At 58.5% G+C, this 22,241-nt stretch carries 23 protein-coding genes; 9 read left to right on the forward strand and 14 right to left on the reverse strand.

All coding sequences use genetic code 11. The annotated features are described in order from the left end of the window. Nucleotides 1-51 precede the first annotated feature (51 nt). Nucleotides 52-696, forward strand: coding sequence for a TetR/AcrR family transcriptional regulator (locus KT71_RS00315; RefSeq protein WP_008293518.1), 645 nt, complete (start codon nt 52-54; stop codon nt 694-696). Between the two features lie 16 nt (nt 697-712). Here KT71_RS00315 and KT71_RS00320 read toward each other — a convergent pair whose 3' ends face one another. Continuing rightward, the gene (locus KT71_RS00320; protein ID WP_023660475.1) at nt 713-2,233 is read right to left on the reverse strand and encodes a S10 family peptidase; all 1,521 of its coding nucleotides are present in this window, start codon (nt 2,231-2,233) and stop codon (nt 713-715) included. Nucleotides 2,234-2,262: 29 nt separating this feature from the next. Then, entirely contained in the window at nt 2,263-2,625 is a 363-nt protein-coding gene (locus KT71_RS00325; RefSeq protein WP_008293516.1) for a hypothetical protein, read from the reverse strand. A gap of 108 nt (nt 2,626-2,733) precedes the next feature. Here KT71_RS00325 and KT71_RS00330 point away from each other — a divergent pair, with 108 nt between their 5' ends. The 7 genes from KT71_RS00330 (at nt 2,734) to KT71_RS00360 (ending at nt 9,896) form a co-directional block, all read left to right on the forward strand. Further along, nucleotides 2,734-4,194 (forward strand): coniferyl aldehyde dehydrogenase, encoded by a 1,461-nt coding sequence (locus KT71_RS00330; RefSeq protein ID WP_008293515.1) that lies wholly within the window; start codon nt 2,734-2,736, stop codon nt 4,192-4,194. Nucleotides 4,195-4,233: 39 nt separating this feature from the next. Continuing rightward, nucleotides 4,234-5,295 (forward strand): glycerophosphodiester phosphodiesterase, encoded by a 1,062-nt coding sequence (gene glpQ / locus KT71_RS00335; RefSeq protein ID WP_274518431.1) that lies wholly within the window; start codon nt 4,234-4,236, stop codon nt 5,293-5,295. Between the two features lie 107 nt (nt 5,296-5,402). Beyond that, nucleotides 5,403-5,777: an MmcQ/YjbR family DNA-binding protein gene (locus KT71_RS00340; RefSeq protein WP_008293513.1), complete on the forward strand. Its 375-nt coding sequence runs from the start codon at nt 5,403-5,405 to the stop codon at nt 5,775-5,777. Then, on the forward strand, nt 5,774-7,222 hold the full coding sequence (gene pyk, locus KT71_RS00345) for a pyruvate kinase (protein ID WP_008293512.1): 1,449 nt from the start codon (nt 5,774-5,776) through the stop codon (nt 7,220-7,222). The genes KT71_RS00340 and pyk overlap by 4 nt, the downstream gene beginning before the upstream one ends. A 397-nt stretch (nt 7,223-7,619) precedes the next feature. After that, nucleotides 7,620-7,826, forward strand: a complete 207-nt coding sequence (locus tag KT71_RS00350) for a cold-shock protein (RefSeq protein WP_008293511.1) — start codon at nt 7,620-7,622, stop codon at nt 7,824-7,826. Nucleotides 7,827-7,934: 108 nt separating this feature from the next. Continuing rightward, nucleotides 7,935-8,393 (forward strand): PaaI family thioesterase, encoded by a 459-nt coding sequence (locus tag KT71_RS00355; protein ID WP_008293510.1) that lies wholly within the window; start codon nt 7,935-7,937, stop codon nt 8,391-8,393. A gap of 84 nt (nt 8,394-8,477) precedes the next feature. After that, nucleotides 8,478-9,896, forward strand: coding sequence for a M20/M25/M40 family metallo-hydrolase (locus tag KT71_RS00360; RefSeq protein WP_023660476.1), 1,419 nt, complete (start codon nt 8,478-8,480; stop codon nt 9,894-9,896). A 21-nt stretch (nt 9,897-9,917) separates the two neighbouring features. Here the strand turns inward: KT71_RS00360 and KT71_RS00365 are convergent, their stop codons facing one another. The 12 genes from KT71_RS00365 to lgt form a co-directional block, all read right to left on the reverse strand. Beyond that, entirely contained in the window at nt 9,918-11,153 is a 1,236-nt protein-coding gene (locus KT71_RS00365; protein ID WP_008293508.1) for an acetyl-CoA acetyltransferase, read from the reverse strand. A 120-nt stretch (nt 11,154-11,273) separates the two neighbouring features. Beyond that, complete coding sequence (locus tag KT71_RS00370; protein WP_008293507.1) at nt 11,274-12,968, reverse strand: class I adenylate-forming enzyme family protein; 1,695 nt, start codon at nt 12,966-12,968, stop codon at nt 11,274-11,276. Nucleotides 12,969-13,175: 207 nt separating this feature from the next. Further along, nucleotides 13,176-14,528, reverse strand: a complete 1,353-nt coding sequence (locus tag KT71_RS00375; protein WP_023660477.1) for a tetratricopeptide repeat protein — start codon at nt 14,526-14,528, stop codon at nt 13,176-13,178. A 70-nt stretch (nt 14,529-14,598) separates the two neighbouring features. Then, complete coding sequence (locus KT71_RS00380; RefSeq protein WP_008293505.1) at nt 14,599-15,204, reverse strand: energy transducer TonB; 606 nt, start codon at nt 15,202-15,204, stop codon at nt 14,599-14,601. A 5-nt stretch (nt 15,205-15,209) separates the two neighbouring features. Further along, nucleotides 15,210-15,632 (reverse strand): ExbD/TolR family protein, encoded by a 423-nt coding sequence (locus KT71_RS00385; protein ID WP_008293504.1) that lies wholly within the window; start codon nt 15,630-15,632, stop codon nt 15,210-15,212. 1 nt (nt 15,633) lies between these two features. Next, nucleotides 15,634-16,041, reverse strand: coding sequence for an ExbD/TolR family protein (locus KT71_RS00390; RefSeq protein WP_008293503.1), 408 nt, complete (start codon nt 16,039-16,041; stop codon nt 15,634-15,636). A gap of 64 nt (nt 16,042-16,105) precedes the next feature. Beyond that, on the reverse strand, nt 16,106-16,624 hold the full coding sequence (locus KT71_RS00395) for a MotA/TolQ/ExbB proton channel family protein (protein ID WP_008293502.1): 519 nt from the start codon (nt 16,622-16,624) through the stop codon (nt 16,106-16,108). A 17-nt stretch (nt 16,625-16,641) separates the two neighbouring features. Beyond that, nucleotides 16,642-18,066, reverse strand: a complete 1,425-nt coding sequence (locus KT71_RS00400) for a MotA/TolQ/ExbB proton channel family protein (RefSeq protein ID WP_008293501.1) — start codon at nt 18,064-18,066, stop codon at nt 16,642-16,644. Then, nucleotides 18,066-18,851, reverse strand: a complete 786-nt coding sequence (locus KT71_RS00405) for a DUF3450 domain-containing protein (RefSeq protein ID WP_008293500.1) — start codon at nt 18,849-18,851, stop codon at nt 18,066-18,068. Before KT71_RS00405 ends, KT71_RS00400 begins: the two co-directional genes overlap by 1 nt. Before the next feature lie 235 nt (nt 18,852-19,086). Then, a complete protein-coding gene (locus KT71_RS00410; protein ID WP_008293499.1) occupies nt 19,087-19,602 on the reverse strand; it encodes a dihydrofolate reductase in 516 nt (171 codons plus the stop codon). Next, entirely contained in the window at nt 19,599-20,432 is an 834-nt protein-coding gene (locus tag KT71_RS00415) for a thymidylate synthase (RefSeq protein ID WP_008293498.1), read from the reverse strand. The genes KT71_RS00410 and KT71_RS00415 overlap by 4 nt, the downstream gene beginning before the upstream one ends. Before the next feature lie 10 nt (nt 20,433-20,442). Further along, nucleotides 20,443-21,246, reverse strand: a complete 804-nt coding sequence (gene lgt, locus KT71_RS00420) for a prolipoprotein diacylglyceryl transferase (protein WP_008293497.1) — start codon at nt 21,244-21,246, stop codon at nt 20,443-20,445. A 210-nt stretch (nt 21,247-21,456) separates the two neighbouring features. Between lgt and KT71_RS00425 the strand changes: the two genes are divergently transcribed. After that, on the forward strand, nt 21,457-22,233 hold the full coding sequence (locus KT71_RS00425; RefSeq protein ID WP_008293496.1) for an NRDE family protein: 777 nt from the start codon (nt 21,457-21,459) through the stop codon (nt 22,231-22,233). Nucleotides 22,234-22,241: the final 8 nt, after the last annotated feature.

Here is a 22,241-nt window from a genome sequence, read left to right on the forward strand (position 1 = left end):
GGTGTTCGGGATAAACGTTCCCCGGACCACCGCCGGGTACAGGGAGTCTCCATGCCTAAGAAAACAAACGTGCCAAAGCGAGACCGGATTCTGGATGCCGCGGAAGAGCTGTTTGCTGAACACGGCTACGATGGCGTAACCCTGAGACGCATCGCCACAAGCGCCGGTGTGGACGTCGCCCTGGCGAACTATCACTTCGGAAAGAAACTGGATCTTTTTCAGGCCGTGTTTAATCGCCGCGCTGAATTACTCAACGGCGCGCGCCTCGAAGCCCTCCATGCCTGTCAGGAATCATCGGGCGCGAAGGGGCCCAGTGTGGAGCAGATTATCGAAGCTTTCCTCCGGCCTCTGGAGATCGCCCAGGAGACCGGCGACGAAGGCTGGCGCCACTATCTCGCCCTCATCGCCTACATCAACAATTCCCCCTACTGGGGGCCCCGTATGATGTCATCACTGTTTGACGAGCTGGTTCAGGAATTCATCAAAGCGTTGAAAAAAGCCCTGCCCAAAGCCAGTGAAGCGGACATTTACTGGTGCTATCACAACCTGTCCGGGGCTTTGACACTGACCCTCGCCAATACCGGCCGTATCGACAAGCTGTCCCGGGGACAGTGCCACAGCGCCGACTTCCGGGCCGCCTACGATCACATGATTCCCTTCACCGCCGCGGGATTTCGGAAAATCTGCGAGGGCTAAACGGCCCCGGGCTTGATCACTCGGTAATGAAAGCTGCCAGATCCTTGCGGAACTTGCTCATGGATGCGGGATGCAGATACATCATGTGGCCCGCCTCATAGAGTTCCAGGCTGAGGTTTTCGCGCAGCGCCGGAGGCAGATTGATGTGATCCATGAAGTACTTGGTGGCGCCGTAAGGCGTCGCCAGGTCGTAAAGACCCTGCTGCACCAGCACCCGCATGTGGGGGTTCTGGGTCATGGCATGGGCCAGATCCACCGCAGTATTGGGCACGGGAGCCTCGCCCCCACCGGGCCGTTTGTGCGCCTGATCCCAATCGCGATAGAGGCCGGCTGACCCCACATAGCGTCGATCGGTTTTCACCCCCAGGACCTCGCGGTAGTAGTCGTTAAAGGTGGCCAGGAATGCGGGGCCCACGGAGGGGAAGAAGGGGTCGTAGCGGAAGCTCTCGGCATTGTGCTCGATGCCATCCCCCATAAAACGGGCATCAATACGGCCCACGGTCTTGCGCCGGTCCCGGAGGAGCTCCTTGGCAAAGCGCTGTTCATTGATACGAAGATTCGCGCGATCCCAGTACTCGGCACTGATGCCCGTAAAACGCTCCATCTCAGCCAGGACAGCGTTACGCTCTTCCGCCGTGGCGCTGTGCCCCTTGAGGAGCAGCGTGGCGTAGTCACCGCGGGCAAACTCATCCGCCTCAGCGATAAACGCCATGAGGTCGTCCGGGCGCTCGTCGATAGCCTCGTGGAACCAGGCGGCCGCGGCATAGGTGCTGAAGTAATTAACGAAGGGCAGATCGTTTTCCGTGTAGGCATTACCCGCAATAAAATCCATATAAGGCGACACCAGAATGACACCGTTCAGTGCCATGCTGTGACGGGTCAGCAGGGTGTAGGCCACACCGCCGGAGCGAACGCCACCGTAGCTCTCACCCAGAAGATACTTCGGTGACTGCCATCGACCGTTATCGGATACGTAGCGGGCGATGAAATTGGAAACGGACTCGATGTCGTTATCCACGCCCCAGAAGTCTTCCCCCTTGGCGTCGCCGACGGGGCGAGAGAACCCCGTGCCCACGGGATCAATCATGACCAGATCCGCCTTGTCGAGCACAGAAAACTCGTTGTTCACGCGCAGGAAGGGCCCCCGGGTGTTGAATTCAAGATCGTCTACCTGGGTGCGCTGGGGGCCGAGAATACCCATGTGAAGCCACATGGATGCAGAACCGGGGCCACCGTTATAGGCGAACATGATGGGACGCGTCTTTTTATCACCGCCTTTGCGGACGTAGGCGGTATAGCCAAAGTGAGCAATGGCCTTACCGTCGTCATCCTTCATCTCGAGGGTGCCGGCGGTGGCGGTGTATTCAATGGTCTTTCCATCAATGCGCACGGACCCGGTGCTTTCTGCATGGAGGAGCGCCGGTATGTCCACTCCGTCGCTGTCCGGCTCTTCGTGATGGGCAGCGAAGCCCGATGAGCTGCCACACAGGGCAACTGTCAGGGTCAGAACAGGGAGCATTGCTCGCGACAAATTCATAGATCTCTCCGTGGGTTATCGGTTTGGGCTCACGATCCCGGCGGCGCCGAGATGGCCAGTTCGTGCTGAAAATCCTTTTCTATCTGCTGCTGCAGTTCGTAGCGCCCCGTGCCGCGCCGCTCTGTGGAGTCACGCATGCGATCCCGATAGCGCTGCTTGCGGTTGGACGCCACGGCAGCTGCAAAACGCTCCGGTTCGAGCTCCCCGGCGATGAGTGCCTCCACCACGGCGATGTCCACACCAAGACGATAGGCGATGCGATTGGGGCGTATCTGGTGCGCGTGAAACTTCGCTACGGCCGCCAGCTGCTCGTCGGGACTGAGGGTACAGACCCTCGAATAGCCAAAAGGAGGCGACGGCGTGCGGGTATCCTGGGGACTACGATCAGACATCGGCGCTTTCTAGCATCGCGCTGTGCGCATAGCAAGGAATTGGTCAGAAAACGCGCAATCCGACTATACTAGCGCACTACAACTTATAACGATTAATGGAGAATAACCATGAACGCACCGCAAACTGCGACAAATGTTGCCGATGCCGAAATGCTCATGCAGAGCACCCTTGAGGCGCAGCGCAGCGACTACATTTCCGAGGGTAGCGTCAGTGCCGCTACTCGCCGCGATCGCCTCCAACGCGGTATCGATGTGTGCGTTAAATATCAGGACAAAATGATCGACGCCCTGAATACGGATTTCAGCTGTCGTCCCCGGGAAGTGACCCTCCTGACCGACGTCGCCGCGTCGATCACACCCATGAAGCACTGCATGAAGCGCCTCGAGAAGTGGATGCGCCCGGAAAAGCGCCCCACGATGTTTCCTCTCAATCTTCTGGGCGGTCGCTCCTCCATTGAGTATCAACCCCTGGGCGTTGTCGGCGTGATTTCTCCCTGGAACTTTCCCGTCAACCTGACCTTTGGCCCCCTGGCAGGCATTTTGGCGGCAGGCAACCGGGCCATGATCAAGCCTTCAGAATTTACCCCGGCCACCTCGGAAGTCATGGCGGAAATGGTTGCCGAGGCCTGGGACGAAAAAGAAGTCGCGATTTTCACCGGAGGCCCGGAAGTCGGTCAGGCATTCTCCGGACTCCCCTTCGACCACATGATTTTCACCGGCGCCACCAGCATCGCCCGACACATCATGGCCGCCGCCGCCCGAAATCTGGTTCCCGTTACCCTGGAGCTCGGAGGCAAGTCACCGGTGATTATCTCCCGGGACGTAGACCTCAAGATGGCCGCCCAGCGCATCATGCTGGGCAAAACGCTGAACGCCGGGCAGATCTGTCTGGCACCGGATTACCTCATGGTGCCCGAAGAGCGTTTGAGCGAGGTGGTGGAGACTCTCAAGGCCGTGACCGAGGAAATGTATCCCAAGCTCCTCGATAACCCCGAGTACACTTCCATCGTTAACGAGCGTCATTTTCAGCGTCTGAACAGCTATCTGGCGGATGCGGCAGAGCGCGGCGTCACCGCCACGCCCATCAACCCCGCCAACGAGGACTTTTCCACCCAGAACGGGACCTTCAAGATTCCCCCGACCCTGGTGGTAAATCCCCCGGAAGGCAGCAAAGTGATGGAAGAAGAAATCTTCGGCCCGCTTCTGCCGATCCGCACCTACAAGGAGTTCTCCGAGACCATCGACTACGTCAACGCCCATCCACGGCCCCTGGGTGCTTACTACTTCGGCAAGAACAAAGACGAAGAAGAAGCGGTACTCAAGCGCACCACCTCCGGCGGTGTCACGGTGAATGACGTCATCATGCATATCATGCAGGAAGAGCTGCCCTTTGGTGGCGTCGGACCCAGCGGTATGGGCTCCTATCATGGCCATGACGGCTTCAAAACCTTCAGCCATGCCAAGTCCGTTTACCGCCAGTCGCGCTTCAATATCGGCAAGCTGGGAGGCATGCTGCCTCCCTACAATTCAGCGACGGAAAAGACCATCAAGATGCAGGTCAAAAACTAAGTACCGGCAGGGACCCAGGGGCGGCTTTTCGACCTGACCGTGGGGCGCACAGAAAACACCCGCCCGCGGTCTCTCGGTTTCCTGGGGTCGCTTTGTCTGCTAACCGTCATCGGCTTGGGAGGGTGCTCAATGACAACTGAACGCCCGATTATCATCGCCCACCGCGGCGCCAGTGCCTATCTTCCCGAGCACACCCTGCCCGCCAAGGCCATGGCCCATGCCCTGAAAGCGGACTTTATCGAGCAGGATGTGGTGCTGACCGCCGACGGCGTGCCCATCGTGCTCCACGATATTCACCTGGACTCCACGACCAACGTGGCCACGGTATTTCCGGATCGCGCCCGGGAAGATGGCCGTTTTTATGCCATCGACTTTACCCTGGCGGAGATTCGCCAACTTCGCGCCCATGAACGACGGGGCGCAGACGGTAAGGCGGTGTTCCCCGAGCGCTTTCCCGCCATGGAGGGCCTGTCGGGGGTGCCCACCCTGGCCGAGGAAATTGCCCTCATTGACGGACTGAACCGCAGCAGCGATCACTGCGCGGGGATCTATGTCGAAATGAAGGGCAGCGCCTTTCATCATCGCGAAGGCCACGACCTGCCTGCAGCGGTCCTGAAGGTTCTTCAGGATAGCGGCTGGGCAGAGCGCCGGGACCTGGTGTTTCTCCAGAGCTTTGAGCCCGAGGCCCTGCGTCAGCTGAAGTATGAACACAAAACGGTACTACCGCTGATTCAGCTCATCGCTGAAAACGCCTGGGATGAGACTGGGCTCGTCGATTTCGACAAGCTGCGCAGCGACGAGGGGCTCGATGCGGTAGCCCAATACGCGGATGGCATCGGTCCCTGGCTCATGCAGCTTTATACCGGTGTCGACGATCGCGGAGTGCCGCAACTGACGGATCTGGCGAAACGTGCGCAGGAGCGGGGTCTGCTCGTTCACCCCTACACCTTCCGGGCGGACCAGTTGCCCCCGGGGATCGAGAGCTTTTCCGAGCTTCATCGCCTGTTTTTTCAGGATTTGCAGGTGGACGGGGTGTTCAGCGATTTCCCCGACCGCAGTCGTGCGCTCAGCCTGAAGTTCTCCGCCCGGACATCACCCTAGGCTGTTCGGAATATTTTTCAGCTCGCCACAAGATAAGGGAGACTCAGCCTGATCACTCGGCAGAATTGTCAGAAATCTGAAGTTTTGAACTGTCGGGGGCGGGCGCTTTGAACTACGATGAAGCGCGTCATTATTTGCTGGACCGTCCGGAGTGCTGGGAAGATTATCCCTTTGGTCCCGGCGTCGCTGTCTTCAAGGTGATGGATAAAATGTTTGCCACCTTGGGCACCGAAAACGGGGTGGCGCGCACCAACCTCAAGTGCGATCCCGACGAGGCGATGATGCTCCGGGACATTTTTGACGCCGTGCTCCCGGGCTATCACATGAACAAGCGCCACTGGAACACGGTGCTTCTCGATGGCAGCATTCCCCGCAGCGAGATCGAGCGCATGATCGACAGCTCCTACGCGCTGGTTGTGCAGGGACTGCCGAGCAAACAACGCAAAGCCCTACAAATGAGAACAGGTCAGAACATCACGTGAGTACCAAGGTCAATCGACGCACCAAAATCGTAGCCACCATCGGCCCCGCCAGCGAAAGCGCCGACGCCATAGGCCGCTTACTGGAGGCGGGGGTTGACGTGTTCCGTCTTAACTTCAGCCACGGCAGCGTGGACCAGCACGCTGCGGTCGCCGATCGTATCCGCAAGCAGTCCGCCGTGCATGGCCGTTACGTGGGCATACTGGCAGATCTCCAGGGCCCGAAGATTCGCATCAGCAGCTTCAGCGCGGGGAGCATTAAACTCAGCGTGGGTGACCGCTTCCGCCTGGACAGTCATCTTGGTGAAGATGATGGTGACCAGCGCGGCGTCAGCTTCAGCTATCTGCCCATGCTCGACAGTCTGGAGCAGGGCGACGTTCTCTTGCTGGACGACGGCCGTATCCGCCTGCGCGTCGATGACGTGGAAGAGGCCGCTGTGGACTGCACGGTGACCGTGGGCGGAAAACTGGGATCGAAAAAAGGTATTAACCGGCTGGGGGGTGGCATCGCCGCGCCCGCTCTCACGGAAAAGGATATCGACGATATCGCTGGACTCGGCCGCATCGGACCGGATTACGTTGCCATCTCCTTTGTTTCCAGTCTCGAGGACATCGAGCACGCCAAGGCATTGCTGGCAGCGCAAAATCTGTCCGTCGCCGTAATTGCAAAGATCGAGCGCGCTGAAGTGGTGGCCGACGAGGATATCCTCAACGGCATTCTTGGCGCATCGGACGGTGTCATGGTGGCCCGGGGGGACCTGGGTGTTGAGGTCGGTGATGCGGAACTTATTGGTATCCAGAAGGACCTCATCTCCCGGGCGCGACGCCGGGACCGTTTGGTGATCACCGCCACACAGATGATGGAGTCCATGATCAGCAGCTCCATGCCGACCCGCGCCGAGGTCTTTGATGTCGCCAATGCGGTGCTCGACGGCACCGACGCGGTGATGCTCTCGGCCGAGACCGCCGTGGGCGAATACCCCGTGGAAGTGGTAAAAGCCATGGCGGATGCGGCTCTCGGAGCGGAGCGACACCCGGTGGCACGGACCTCCCGCTACCGCCTGGAACGCCAGTTTGAAAGCGCCCAGGAAACCATCGCCATGTCGGCGATTTATGCCGCTAACCACTACAGCAATGTCCGTGGTATTGCCTGCCTGACGGAATCGGGCACAACGCCGTTACTGATGTCGCGCCTCAGCTCCGGCCTGCCTATCTTTGCCCTGTCCGATAAACCCAGCACGCTCTCAAAGCTCAGTCTGTGCCGGGGCGTCATTCCTCTTTACTTTGATGCGGTTTCCTTCGAAAAGGAGGACATCGAGCTTCGTGCCATTGAATATCTGCGCGACAACGACCTTCTCTCCAAGGGAGACGCCCTGCTCATGACCCGGGGGGAGGTTGTGGGTACCGCGGGGGGCACCAATATGATGAAAATACTGCCCGTAAAATAAGCGTTACTGCCGGAGTTTTCCTGTCATATTGCCGCGAGCGCAAAGTACCGGGTAGTGCTACACTTGAGTGGCTGCCTTGAGCAGCAGGTTTATCCGGACACCGACACAAGAACGAAAAGTACACACGTTGTTGAACACGAAATCTTACCGACGGCCCTCGCAGGCTCTGCGTTTCTCTATTTCCTACACCATTGCAGGCCGGGGACACATTCCTCTGTCGGCATCTGGCTGTGGGTCATTCAGACCCGCACCATCTGCAAGCGCTTAAGGTTGAGAGAGTAGGTAACGTCGTTATCCGGTGTAAGTACTCTAGAAACCGCTTAGCCCACAGTGATCTCCAAGGCGTAAAACGCGCGGCAGACAAATAAGGCGGCGGCGAAATTAAAGGTAAAAAAGTATGTCGACAGTAACCGGTACCGTAAAGTGGTTTAACGAATCCAAAGGCTTTGGCTTCATCGAGCGTGAAGGCGGCCCAGACGTTTTCGTTCACTTCAGTGCTATCAAGGGCGATGGGTTTAAAACGCTGACAGATGGTCAGAAAGTGGAATTCACGGTCACGGACGGTCAAAAAGGCCCCCAAGCAGAGGACGTGGTTGCTGTCTGACAGTACTACGAACATCCAATTCCGTTCTCAGGGACGGAATCAGAAGCCCCGGAAACGGGGCTTTTTTAATGGTGCGGCGCAAAGCACGCACAACACACAGGGATAACGATGTCGACATCAATGGGAGAGCTTGTCAGGGAGGGTAACTGGCAGGGCGTAGAAGCATTGTTCAACGAAATGGAGTTTGTCCGCCGCCTGGGTCTGGTTGTAGACCTCTCGGATCCGGAGAAGCCCCGGGGTGATGTCCGCACCATCGAGTCCTATCATCTGGGGGGCATTGGTCAGGACTTCGTCAACGGCGCGGTGACTTCCGGCGTTATTGATATTGTTTTGGGCCTCACGGGATTGCCCTTTGCCGAGATGGGCTACTTCGCCACGCGCAATCTACAGATCGATCTGACGCTGCCCGTGGAAAAAGACGGTTTTTATGTCACCGCCCGCGCCACCAGTCGCATCGGTAAAAACCTCTTTGCCGAGGCCACGGTGTTCAACCCAAACGGCGAACCCCGGGTTCATGCCACGGGCGTCGTACGTATCGGCATTCGCGGAGCCCAGGCAGCGACTTAAGCCACCTTCATTTAGACCCCAGGGCTTTTTTCCCACAGCAGCGGCTATGGCACACTGAACGCTGAGCTAATCAGGAATCAATTCATGAACAGAGTAACGGTACATTCATTCAAGGCAGCGCTCTGCCTGATGCTATCGGGCATGGCCCTCACACCCACGGCCTGGGGCCAGGACCAGGAGCTGATGCTTAGTGAAGGCAGCATCGAACACGCAAAAATGCTGCGGGACACGGCAATGCAGGGGTCCATGGCCTATGAAATCGTCGAGTCGCTCACCACGGAAGTGGGTCCCCGACTCGCGGGTACCGCCGCGGAAGCCCGCGCCCGTGACTGGGCTGTTGCCAAGTTGGAATCTCTGGGTTTTGACGGCGTACGTGTTGAGCCTTTCACCATCGAGGGCTGGGAGCGGGGCGCAGAGAGCGCAGAGCTCATCGACCCCTACCCGCAGCCCCTGTCCTTTACGACGCTCGGCGGATCCGTAGCCACGCCGGACTCGGGCATCGAAGCGGATGTGGCGTTTTTTGCTACGCTCGCAGACCTTGAGGCCGCGGCCCCGGGAAGTCTCGAGGGCAAGATTGCCTTTGTTTCCCATGCCATGCAGAAAACCCAGGATGGATCGTCCTACGGTTTTCACGGCCGCCTCCGGCGCTCCGGCGCAAGCATTGCCGCCAGCAAGGGTGCCGTGGCAATTCTCATCCGCTCCATCGGCACAGATTCCCACCGCATGCCCCACACGGGCTCCATGCGGTACGATCCTGAGATCGGGAAGATTCCCGCTGCGGCGCTGTCCAACCCCGACGCGGATCAGCTCGAACGCATTCATGCCCGGGGCGAGACCATGCGCGTACGCTTGAACGTTCAGCCGATATTCACCGGCGAGAGCGAGACGGGCAATGTCATCGTGGATATCCGCGGCACGGAGCACCCGGATGAGGTCGTGATTATCGGCGGCCACCTCGATAGCTGGGATCTCGGCACCGGCGCTATTGACGATGGTGCGGGCATTGGCATCGCAACAGCCGCCGCCAAACTTATCCTTGATAGCGGAAAGCGTCCCAAGCGAAGCATTCGTCTGATTTTCTGGGGCGCTGAGGAAGTGGGTTTGCTGGGGGGCTTTGCCTACCTCGAACGCCACAAAAAGGATCTCGACAAGCAGATCATAGGCACCGAGAGCGACTTTGGTGCGGGTAAAATCTGGCAGCTCAATTCCCGGGTCAGTGCAGAAGCCCAGCCCCTGGTGGACAAAATGGCGGAGCTATTGGCACCCATCGGCGTTGCGCCTGGGAGCAGCGACTCGCCGGGCGCCGGTCCTGACCTGACACCCCTGGTGCGGGCGGGTATGCCCTCCCTTCGACTGAATCAGGATGGCCGCGACTACTTCGACCTCCATCACACCCCGGATGACACCCTGGACAAGATAAATCCCCACGACCTGGATCAGAACGTCGCCGCTTTCGCCGTGTTTGCCTGGCTGGCAGCGGACACGGGGCTCAGCTTTAAATAGGCCTTAGTCTCCTACCCCGCCTCATACCCCACCTACACCCACCACCAGGCTCGCGCAGGTGGTGGTACTGCCGCCAAGGTTAAAGGTGATCATGTTTTCGGCGCCGGCAATCTGAGCGGCGCCGGCTTTGCCCGTTACCTGCCGCGCGCAGTCCAGGGCCATGCGTACCCCCGTCGCCCCGACGGGATGCCCCAGTCCGATCAGCCCACCGCTGGCATTGACCGGAAAACTGCCGTCCGCCGCGATGGTGCCGTCTTCCACCGCCTTCCAGGACTCACCGGGTGCTGTAAGCCCGCAATGATCCAAGGCCATGTACTCGGTGATAGTAAAACAATCGTGGGTTTCGAGGCCGTCCAGCGCTGTGATCTGAGAGACATTGGCACGGCGCAGGGCGTCCGTGATGGTATCTGCCGCGTGGGGAAACAGCAGAGGCTGCCCCTCACTGAGGGCAAGCTTCTGCTCCAACAGCAGGGGTGCCGAGCGATGGCCCCAGCCCTTGATCCGGGGAACATCCCCAAGGGCGACGCCCTGTTTCTGCGCATGCTCCCGGGCAACACGTTCACTCACAAGAATCACGCAGGCAGCGCCGTCAGTGATCTGTCCGCAATCCAGTTTACGGACCCGACCTTCAATCACGGGGTTGAGCTTGTCATCCTCACCGAAACAACCCGAGGGGAACTGCCAGTCCCGGGATTGGGCGTTTGGATTTCGCTGCGCGTTTCCAAAATTGATCTCCGCGATGCGCGCCAGGTGTTCATGCTTGAGTCCGTGGCGCTTTTCGTACTCCTCGCTGATGCGATCAAAAAGAAAAGGCCAGGGATAATCGCAGTCAGTGGCCTCTTCGCCATGCCACACCGCAGCACCCAGATGTTCAGCACCGGTTTTTCCGTCTACGTTACGCATGAGTTCGATACCCAGAACACAGGCCACGTCATAGTGTCCCGCTTCTATGTCACGCATGGCGGACAACATGGCAATGGAGCCCGAGGCACAGGCCGCCTCATGGCGCGAGGTGGGTATGCCGTTTAACTCGGGAAACACATGGGCAAAGAAGCCTCCCATCAGTCCCTGGCCGCAGAAGAGATCGGCCACGAAGTTACCCACATGTCCCACTTCGATGCGCGCCGGATCAATGGCCGCATCCTTCACCGCCGCCTCCATGACTTCACGGAACATGGCGTAGATATCCAGGCCTTCGCGGTTCCAGTTCCGCGCAAAATCCGTTTGGGCGCCGCCTAACAAGTACACCGCAGTCATGGTCTTACTCCTGAAATTATCAACTCGTGAACCTTCCTGTCTTGTTGTTTGCAAGGCAGGGCGGCGCTGCCGTAGCTGCCCTCCCCACCCGACCGGCTGCCCGTTAACAGCCTATCGTCTTTAGCGCTTTTCCACCTGCTCGCGAAGGGCATTGCGCAGGACCTTCCCCAGGGGGTTGCGGGGCAGGGAGGAAAACACTTCCAGGCGCTCGGGCAGTTTAAAGCGAGCCAGGCCCTTATCGCGGAGAAAATCCCGCAAGGCATCCAGGGTAGGCGCCTCACTATCCTCCAAGATTACAAGGCAGGCGCAGATCCGCTCCCCCAGATCGTCGTCGGCGTAGGCGCAAACAGCGGCTTCTGCCAAGCCGGGCATGCTCTCCAGCAAACTATCGATTTCGCTGGGCGAAAGCTTCGTGCCACCGCGATTAATAATATCTTTGCAACGACCAACGATGCGGTAGTGACTGGGTTTGTCAGGGCAGATCTCTACGAGATCCCCACTTCTAAAAAACCCGTCGGCGGTAAACACCCCATCACCATCGTGATTCAGATAGCCGTCAAATACCCCGGGGCCATCAACGACCAGTTCACCGGGAACCCCGGCTTCGGTGACGGTCGCTCCGGTCTCTACATCATCGATACGTGTGAGCATGGCATCGGGCGCAAAGCTTTCAAAGCTCATACCCGGCGCCCCCAGCCGGGGAAAGAGCTGCGCGCGATCCGCTGGGGAAGGGGAATTAGCGGGTGTCGCGATAAGCCCGATCCCCTCGTTGGAGCCGTAAAAGTTGATGATGGGCTTTCCGAAGTCGCTCTCAAAGACCTCAATCATAGCGGGTGACAGGGGCACAGAGCCCGAACCAATGACCCGCAGGGCAGAAAAGTCGAACTGATTCCACATCTCGGCTTGCTGCGCGAGGCGATTGAGCAGCGGTGGTGGCGCCAGGGTGAAGTTAATGGACTCCTCCTGCAACTGCTGCAGATAAAGGGGGATGTCCAGGGGGTGGTGAAGCACCAGGGTGCAGTTGCACAGCGCCGAAGGGAACAGGAATCCCCCCAGGGCCGCCATATTGATCATGGGAAAGGGCGACAGTAAGCGCTCGCCATCGCGATACTCGGCGGCGTGGGCGGTGATCCTACCCTGGGCGATCCACATATTGTGACTGCGGGGAACGCCCTTGGGCGTGCCCGTGGTCCCTGAGGTCCAGGCGATGGTCAGGATAGCGTTGGGATCATTGGCCCACTCTGGCGTTGACTCACTGCTCCCACCCACCCCGGCAAACACATCAAGATCCGCGAGAACATCGATCACAGGCGTATCCGACAGCACCTCGCGCGCCTGTGCCGCAAGATCAGCGCCGCGCAACTCGCCCACGGTGATAAACGCTGCGGGATGCAGCTCGGCGGCAAAATGCGAAATCTCATGGGCGGCGTACTGAACGGCAATAGGCGATATCACTGCGCCAAGCTTGTTGAGGGCGTAATACAGCACAATCAATTCTGAGGTGTTCGGGAGTTGAAGTATCACCGCATCGCCGGGAGTGATTCCGCGAGCCTGTAACGCCAGGGCACAGGCGGAGCTCGCCTCATCGAGTTGACGAAGGGTGAGACGTCGGGGAGAAACCCCCATGAGCGACGCTTTATCCGGCTGATCCACCACCGCTTCGCGATCCGGGTGGCTACGCGCGTTGTTTGCAAGAAGTCCATGCAGGGTCTGAGTACCCCACAGACCGGCATCGAGGTAGTGCTTGGTCCTGTGCAAGCGGTTATCCGGAACTTTGAAGCGGCGCGGCGTGGCGCGACTCAAGCTGTCACTCATAAGACCCACGTGCAGTTATTAGCGTTATCGGGCGACCCAGTCTAGGTGAGCCTCGGCAACCCCGCAAGAACTCGGGGGCGCGCTTCCTGACAACTGGCGGCCGCGCGCTGTCACGGCGTTTTGTGGAAGTCTGTGTGGGGTTTTTGGGTGCTGGAAACAAAAAACCCACCGTGAAAGGTGGGTTTCTAAAAACTCTGCCGCGATGCTTTAGTCTGCGTCAGCAGCCAGGCTCTTCTGACGCTCCAGTTCGGAGTTCATGTACTTAATCCACTGATCGGCGTACTTCTTGGAGCGCTCATCACGACCCGCCGCGCGGAAGGCGTCCCGTGCCTTGGCGTATTGATCAGTATTGAAGTAGGCCATGCCCAGAACCAGCCGTGCGTTGTCGGGGCGCTTAACACCACCGCGATCCAGACCCTTGGTGATCGCCTCTATGGCCTTTTCATTCTGGTCTGCATCCAGATAGATGTTGCCAAGACGGGCATACAGATCCCCATCATCAGACATGGATGCCGCTTTTTCCATCGCGGGAATCGCATCGGCCACTTCCTGCGCCTGACGCAGGGCTCCGGCCAGCAACTCCCAGTTCTTGGAGTTGTCCTGAACAATGTCTTCGGCGAGTCCTTCCTTTAATACCACCGCCGCTTTGTAAGGCACCTCGGCGTTCAGGAATAGCGACGCCATGTTGCGATATTCGCCGTCCTTTTCCAGCATGTCCTGGACGTAGGCGGTTTCCATGGCACCCAGCTGACGGGCTTCCTTGTTTTGCTCGGAATACATAAAGCTGAGCTGCACCCAGTACTGCTTCTTGGGATAAAAAGTAATGAGTTGCCGGAGGGTTCCCGTCGCCTCATCAACCATATTCAGCTCGGCGTAGAGAAAACGCTGGAGGTTGTACCACTGCTCCTTGGGAATCTTGCCCTTGGAATCAAAGTCATCAATGGCGATATTGATGTTCTTGAGCGCTTCGTTGTAGTCCTTGAGTTGGTAGTAACCCTGAGCCAGCAAGACATAGGCGGTAGCGTTGGGGGTGTCCGTCATCTGGAACCACTTCTGCAGTGCATCAATGCCCTGTTCCCAACGCTCCTGAACAAAGTACAGCTGCGCTACGGTGAATCGGGTATTGATCTCCATGGCCAGAGGGATGTCCGGCTGCTTGATCACGTTCTCGTAGGATTGGAGCGCCGAGGTGTAATCTTCGTTGGAGTAGTGAATAAAGGCGTAAAGGTTGTAGACATTCGCCAGCTCGTAGCTGTTGAGTTCATTGTCGCGGCGACCGGCCAACATCGCGTCCAGCACGCTGGCGGCCGTAGCCAGGTCCTTGGCTTCGGCCGCGGCCTGCGCTTCCGCAAGCTTCTCGTAGACCTTGTTTCTCAAGGCAGGCGTACGACGAGTTTCCTGCTCCTGCTTCGGTTGCGCATCTTGCGCCTGGGCTTCGGCAATACCGCTCACAACGGGCCCAAGGGCCGTCTGGGAAACCACAATCTGTGCGGCAACTACGGGCAGTGCCAGCAGAAAACTTCTGACGCCAACATTCATCGCGCGTTTTGTGAAATTCATAACCTTGCCTTCGCTTGTTTACGCTAACCGGGCTCCGGGTGTGCCGGAGCGCCTTTTAATCTCTCAAGTCTTACTGCTCAAGTTCGTAGGTGAACTTGTTCTGTACCCCGGCCACCTCAATTGCTTCGCCGTCTACCACGCGAGGCTTGTACTTAAACTTCTCGGCAGCTTTTACCGATGCACGCTCAAAAACACCGGACGGTGCGCAGTCAACCGGCAGGGGATCACGAATCGATCCACTCTTGGTGACCGTGTACTCCACAATGCAGTAACCCGTGATACCACGCGTCTGTGCGCGCCGGGGATAGATCGGCGCCACTTTTACGATGGGAAGGTATTCACCGTCACCGGAGGACATACCGCTGCTGCTGATCTGGACATCAACACCGGCATTTGGTGCGATGTTTGCGACATCCATGTCCGTATCAAAGTCGATCTCGAGGGGCTCCAGTTCCGGGGGTGGCTCCTCGGGGTCTTCAACCTTCTCGGGCTTTAGTTCCTTGGTGTTGACTTCAATTTCACGCTCTGGAACAACGATATCGGCGATCTTGCGGCCTTTTGTGTCTTCCTGTTCGTAATCTTTGTCAATGAGGCTCTGCATAAGAAAGAAGAGACCAAAGGCCACGGGTATGGCGACAATGGCACCTATAAACGCACGAACAAATGAATTTCCCATAACGATTACGCCTCGTCATCCGTTGAGATACAGGGCGGCGACGTCAACTGGTCACGGACCGCGTCGTACAGGTCCTCGACCACGTAGGCCGGCGTGTCCTGATCTACCTGAATCACCATGTTTGCCTGGGGGGCTTCCTTCTTGGCGATCTCAACCAATTGGGAGGCACGCTCCATGGGCACCTTGTTCTTGTTGTAGTAGATATCGCCCTTGTCATCAACCGCAAAAATGATCGTGCCGCGGTCACAGGCAATGGTCGTAGCAGCCTGGGGCTTGAAAATCTCGATGCCCGGCTCTTTTACAAAAGAAGAAGTCACGATAAAGAAGATCAACATGATAAAAACCACGTCGAGCATTGGGGTCAGGTCGATCTGACCCGCTTCGCCGTCCGCGGCTTTTCGTTTGGCAGCGCTTTCTTGCAAGCTCATATTACTTACGCTCCCCGCTAGCCCAGTTGATCGCTCCGGCCCCCGCCTCTCGCGCCGAATCGGCGACTTCGACGACGGTGTTGGCTTTCGCGCCCTTGTCGACCTTGATGCTTACGGCCTGCTCGGGATCCGCAGCCAGTAGCCGCTGGATATTCGCCCGCACGGCGCGCGCATCTACCCGACGGTTTTCCATCCAGATTTGGTCATCAGATTGAATGCGCACGAGAATACTCGTGGCGTCCGAAGGATCCGAGTTGGTGTTATCGGGACGATTGATCTCGATACCCGCTTCCTTGATAAACGAAGCGACCACGATAAAGAAGATGAGCATGATAAACACCACGTCCAACATGGGCGTGAGGTCGATCTCAGCTCCTTCGTCTTCCTGCTTTTTAACAAGTTTGCGCATGTATTAAATACCTGTTCGTACCTGTTGCTACGGGTCAGTGACCCGAGAATCAGTGGTTCGCGAATCAGTGATCAGACGTCAGCTGGTCCTCGAGCAATTCCTGCTCGCGATCGGCAATACGCTGAATATAAGTGTTGGCAAATAGCCCCGAGAGTGCGGCCACCATACCCGCCATAGTGGGAATCGTGGCCCGCTCGACACCGCCCGCCATGGACTTGGCATCACCACCACCGGTCACGGCCATCACGTTAAACACCTCGATCATCCCCGTCACCGTGCCCAGCAGCCCGAGAAGGGGGCACAGGGCAACAAGCGTGGTGATCACATTGAGGTTGGCGTGAATATCCTCGCGACTGACGGACAGCAACTGCGACCGGATTTGTTTGGCGTTCCAGGACTTGCGCTCAGAGCGCGACTCCCAGGCATTGATGGTCTCAAAGACCTCTTTGCGCCATACAAAGGTGAAGAACCACAGTCGCTCAAAGATCAGGGTCCACATAACGAAGACCAGGATCGCGATGAGCCAGAGCACATTCCCGCCTTTATCCATAAAGGCGAGAATGGTTTCCAGGAAGCCTCCCATGCTTAGCAGCCTCCCGCTTACTTGGAGCTGGCTTCGGAGTGCGCAGCAACAATACCCGTCGCCTGCTCAGTCAACACATGGATGATGCGCTGGGCGCGACCATTAACCAATGTGTGCAGCAGAACCGTCGGGATCGCAACCAGCAGACCAAGAACCGTGGTGATCAAGGCACCGGAGATACCGCCGGCCATTGCCTTGGGATCGCCCGCACCAAAGATGGTGATGGCCTGGAAGGTGATGATCATACCGGTCACCGTTCCGAGGAGACCCATGAGCGGGGCGACCGCGGCGATGATCTTGAGCAGGGTGAGGCCGGATTCGAGTTTCGGTGTCTCGCGCATAACCGCTTCGGACATCTTCAGCTCGAGGGTCTCGAGATCCATGCTGGGGTTGTCTTCGTGAACCTTCAGCACACGACCCAGAGGGTTGTTGTCGTTGGCCTTGTCAGACTTGAGCTGCTTGCTCACTTTGGCGCTTACACCGGTGAGAACCAGTACCCGGAAGATCGCCAGAAGGAATGCGAAGGCACCAACCGCCGTAATCGCATAGCCGACATAACCACCCTGGTGCCAGCGCTCTTCCAGATTGGGGCTGTCAATGATCGCCGCGAGGAAGGAGCCACCGGTGGGACCCGTGGGGTCGATACCGAAGCGGTGCATGCCGCTGGAGGCATTCGCAAGCTCCGCTGCCCAGGACGTGTAGTTGCCGGAAGGCTGACGAGGCAGTACCGCGAGGTGGTCGTTGTCGTAGGCCAGGTAGTTACCCTCGGTATCGATCACGTTGAAAGCGCCGATGCGCACTACGTCGCGGGGAGCACGCTCACCGGAGGCTGTGGCCACTTCGGTGTTAAAGGAAACCACCTTGCCGGTTTCGGTGATCTCGCGAAGCATCTCGTACCAGACACGCTCGATTTCTTCGATGTTCGGCAGACGGTCTGAGGTGCTCATCTTGTCGATAAGTTCCTCAAGGAACAGGCCGCGATCGGGATACTGTGCGGAAACCAGAGACACCTCGAGGTTCGACTTGAGGTCGCCGGACGCGGCGGTGAGGTGGCCAAACAGTTCTGTCAGGGCACCCAGACGCTCACGGAGCTGCTCCTGCTTGTCAGCAATAAGAAGCTCGTTTGCTTCAAAGGTATCTTCAAGCTCAGCGGAACGACGCTCTTCACGGGCGCGCTCTGCTTCTGCGTCCTTCAGCATCTGTGCCTGATTCGCTTTGGCAGCAGCAAAACGCTGCTCACGCTGGCGGTTCTCAGAAGCCTCGGTCACCTGGCCCTGTTTGACGAATTCGAGGAGCTCATTGAGGTTCTCAGCGGCTTCAGCGCGGAGATCGGGCTCCGGCGCTGCCGGTGCCGCAGCATCATCCTGCGCCATGACGGAACTGCTCATCGCGACCAAACCACCCAGAACGAGGGCGGAAACCATATTGTTAAGCGATTTCATTATTGCGCCTCCGGTGCAGCGATGGGCATGTTAAGAAGTTCGATAGTGGCGGTCTTCTTGGCGATACGAACACCCTTGCGGATCGCCGCAGAGTATTCACCCGAATCCAGGGGCTCCCAGCTGCGGGTGTTGTTGTTCCACACGCCGGCTTCAGCGCCGTCCGATGACTGATAAACCAGAGCGATACGGCCGATGCGCAGGAAGTCCACATCGCGGGCGCCATTGCCCAGATCAATGGTGTCGCTGTAGGTCTCGAACCCGCGACCGTACTGCAGCTCGATGTTGTAAGCCTCCAGCACCTGGCGGAACTTCTCAGCAACGGTCAGATCGGAACGGTCGACATTGGTCTTGAGGAATTCGATACGCTGGCGGCGCTCTTCAAGGTTGAAGGGCACGTCCATCTCAACAAACTGCTCCAGACCATCGATCATGCGGATGACCAGCGGAGTCATTTGCCGCTGGATAATTGTCACCTGGTCGATGGAATCGTCGATGTCAGCGATGCGGCGCAGCTGATTGTCGATTTGCCGTTGGAGACGGGCGTTGTAGACGCGCAGACCGTCGATCTGCTTCATGACTGTTTTGTAGTCGTCGAGCAGATTGCGGGTTTCGTCTGCAAGACGATCTACCTTCGCCTGGGACTCGCGGGCGGCCGTGGTTTTCTGGGCACTGACCTCGAGTATGTTGTCGAGTGTGCTTGTCTGCGCAGACGCTGCCAGCCCCACGAGGGCGGACAGTGAGGCTACGGCGACAAGCAGCACATTCTTCAGTCGATAGCTAGTCATGGGAATTGTGCTTCCTGTGTCGAGAGAAATGTGAACTGTTCTTTTTGATTGCAGTTGAGACCAAATGTCGGACTTGGACCAACTGAATTAGTCGTAGACCGGGCCGGAGATATAAGCAGATAAAATGGCTGATTTCAAACAACTGATGTTGCCATTTTTGGGTAACTGCCAATCTGTGTAGTTAGGTAACACCTTTTTGACCCCGGGTAACGCTTTCCCGGGAATTTGCCAAAAGTCACGGCTTACGCCGCGTGTATTCAAGAAACGTGTGCGCCGGGGTCCCGTCTTCCTCTGCGTTCTCCTGCCGCGCCACCTCCTCCCACTCGCCCCAGTCTATGCCGGTCAAAAAAGCATCCCCGGCGGGCTCCGCGTGCACGCGGGTGAGGTACAGACGACTTGCCCGGGGCAGCGCCAGCGCATAAATCTGGGCACCACCGATGACCATGAGCTCGTCGCTGCCATCGATGAGCGCGATACTTTCTGCAAGCGCAATGGCGTCATCGAGACTCTCCACGCTGCGCACGCCCTCGGCTTCGTAGCCGGGATCCCGGCTGATAACGATGTTCGTGCGCCCGGGGAGCGGCCTGCCGATGGATTCGAAGGTGAGGCGCCCCATAAGGATCGGTTTTCCCATGGTTGTGCGCTTGAAATGGGCGAGATCCCCGGGAACATCCCAGGGGAGCGCATTGTTGCGGCCGATCACCCCATTGTCGGCTGCGGCCACAATCACGGCGATGGGAAGATCACTCATACCGCCACCGGAGCAGGAATCGCGGGGTGGGGATTGTAGCCACTCAACTCGAAGTCCTCAAAACGGTAATCGTAGATGCTGTCGGGTTTACGCAGGATGGCAAGAGTGGGCAAGGGCCGGGGCTCCCGCGACAGCTGCTCCTGCACCTGCTCCATGTGATTGAGATACAGGTGGGAGTCGCCGGTGCTCACAACAATTTCACCGGGCTCGAGATCAGCCTGCTGGGCCAGCATCATCACCAGCACAGCCAGACTCGCCATGTTGAAGGGCAGGCCCAGAAAGCTGTCGCTGGAACGGATATACAGCTGTGCCGAGAGCTTTCCCTCGGCGACGTAGAACTGATACAGGAGGTGGCAGGGGGGCAAGGCCATGCGCCCTGCCCGGGCATTTTCCTGGGGGCTCAGGGACTCATCAGGGAGATACTCGACGTTCCAGGCATGGAACAGGATCCGCCGGCTGTCCGGACGATGGCGCAAACAGTCGAGGACGTATTCGATCTGATCGACCTCGCCGCCATCCTGCGTCGGCCAGGCGCGCCACTGCTTGCCATACACGGGGCCCAGATCACCGGTCTCCGTGGCCCATTCGTTCCAGATACTCACACCGTGTTCCTGCAGCCAGGCGACGTTGGTATCGCCATTGAGAAACCAGATGAGCTCGTTGATGATGCTACGCAAATGCACCTTCTTGGTGGTGAGAAGGGGAAAACCGTCGGCCAGGTTATGGCGGAACTGCCGTCCGAAGACGGACAGCGTGCCGGTGCCCGTCCGATCCTCCTTGCGGACGCCGTTTTCAAGAATATCCCTCAGCAGGTCGTGGTACTGGCGCATGAACGCTCCCCTATCGTTTTGACGCTGGCGTGGCGGTTCGCAGAAAAGCAAACCACAGCATGTAAAGTCCCAGCAGAATCATCGGTACACAAAGTATCTGCCCGCGGGTCATCCAACCGAAGGCCTGAATGCCCAGGTGCGCATCGGGCTCGCGAAAAAACTCCGCCGCAAAACGCAGGAGTCCATAGCCAAGGGCAAACACTCCGGACACCGCCCAGGTGGGTCGCGGTCGGCTGCTGAACCAGAACAGAATTACGAAGAGCAGAATGCCCTCCAGGGCAAATTGGTAAAGTTGCGAGGGGTGACGGGCAATCTGGAGGGGATCCCGGGGAAACACCATCGCCCAGGGAACATCGGCGGCCCGTCCCCAAAGCTCCTGCCCGATAAAATTACCCAGACGCCCCAGGGCAAGGCCCAAGGGCGCGAGAGGCGCCACAAAATCCAGCAGAGGACCAAAGGCGATAGTCTGTCGGCGGGCATACCAGAAGGTCGCAATGATTACGCCCAGCATACCGCCGTGAAAGGACATTCCCCCCTCCCATACCCGGAGTAGCCAGCTGGGATCCTGCGCCAGACGCTCGCCCCCATAAAAAATCGCGTAACCCATACGTCCCCCGAGAACCACGCCCAGAGCGGCATAGAACAGCAGATCATCCACCTGCTCCCGGGAGACGGGCGAATCCGCGCGGCGACTGCGCTTGGCCGCCAGGCCCCAGGCGAAAGCCAGTCCTGCGAGATACGTCAGGCCATACCAATGAATCTGCAGGGGCCCCAGAGCGACGGCGACGGGGTCAATTTCGGGATAGGTCAGCATGGTTACGACGCTTAAGAAGGCTCAGAGAAGGATTTCTGCTAAGGATCACCCACACGATACACTGTTTCAAAAAGCTGCAGGGAGCTGCAAAAAACGGTACAAACAGCTCGCAGCAACTCCGGGGAGAAAATACCGTATCCGGGGAAAACTGCGCGCCGCCCATTATCGGGCAGCGTTGAACGATCTACAAATAATGCGAGTGAGCTTTTCATGTGTCTGATCGTTTTTGCCTGGCAACAGCACCCCACCGCATCCCTGCTGCTGGCGGCCAACCGCGACGAGTTCCATGAACGCCCCGCCGCGGCCGCTCATTACTGGGAAGATGCACCACAGCTTCTTGCCGGCAGAGACCTTCAGGCGGGGGGCACCTGGCTGGGCGTCAGTCGCGGGGGCCGCTTCGCCGCCATCACTAACATCCGCGACCCCGCCGCAGAAGCCGGCGGCGCGCCTCGCACCCGGGGGGAGCTGACAACGGATTTTCTCACCGCTACCCAGACCCCCGGTGACTACCTCGCCGAGGTCGCCGGGCGCCGGAACGACTATCAGGGCTTTAATCTTCTGGTCGGTGACCGTGACAGTCTCTGGTACCTCCACGGGAACCGCGATGAGCCTTCAGCGCCCGAACCCCTGGCACCGGGCATTTACGGCTTGAGTAATGCGGCCCTGGACGTCCCCTGGCCAAAGGTGCAGCGGGCCCGTCATCGTCTGCAGGATGCTATGGCAGCAAAGCAGCTCCCCGACCACGAGGTGCTCAGAACCTGTCTCAATGATCGCAGTCTCGCAGCCCCCGAGGCGCTGGAAAAACAGCATCTCTCCGGCGCCATGGCGCGACAGCTGTCCGCCCAGTTCATCGTCACACCCCGTTATGGCACCCGCTGCTGCACAACCCTGCGGCAGCACACAAACGGAAAACTTGAGTTTCAGGAGCAGCGCTTTGATAGCCGGGGGGAACTCCAGGGCACCGAGGTTTTTGCGCTGCAGGTCTGACCGAGGAA

The organism is Congregibacter litoralis KT71, from assembly GCF_000153125.2.
Classification (GTDB): domain Bacteria; phylum Pseudomonadota; class Gammaproteobacteria; order Pseudomonadales; family Halieaceae; genus Congregibacter; species Congregibacter litoralis.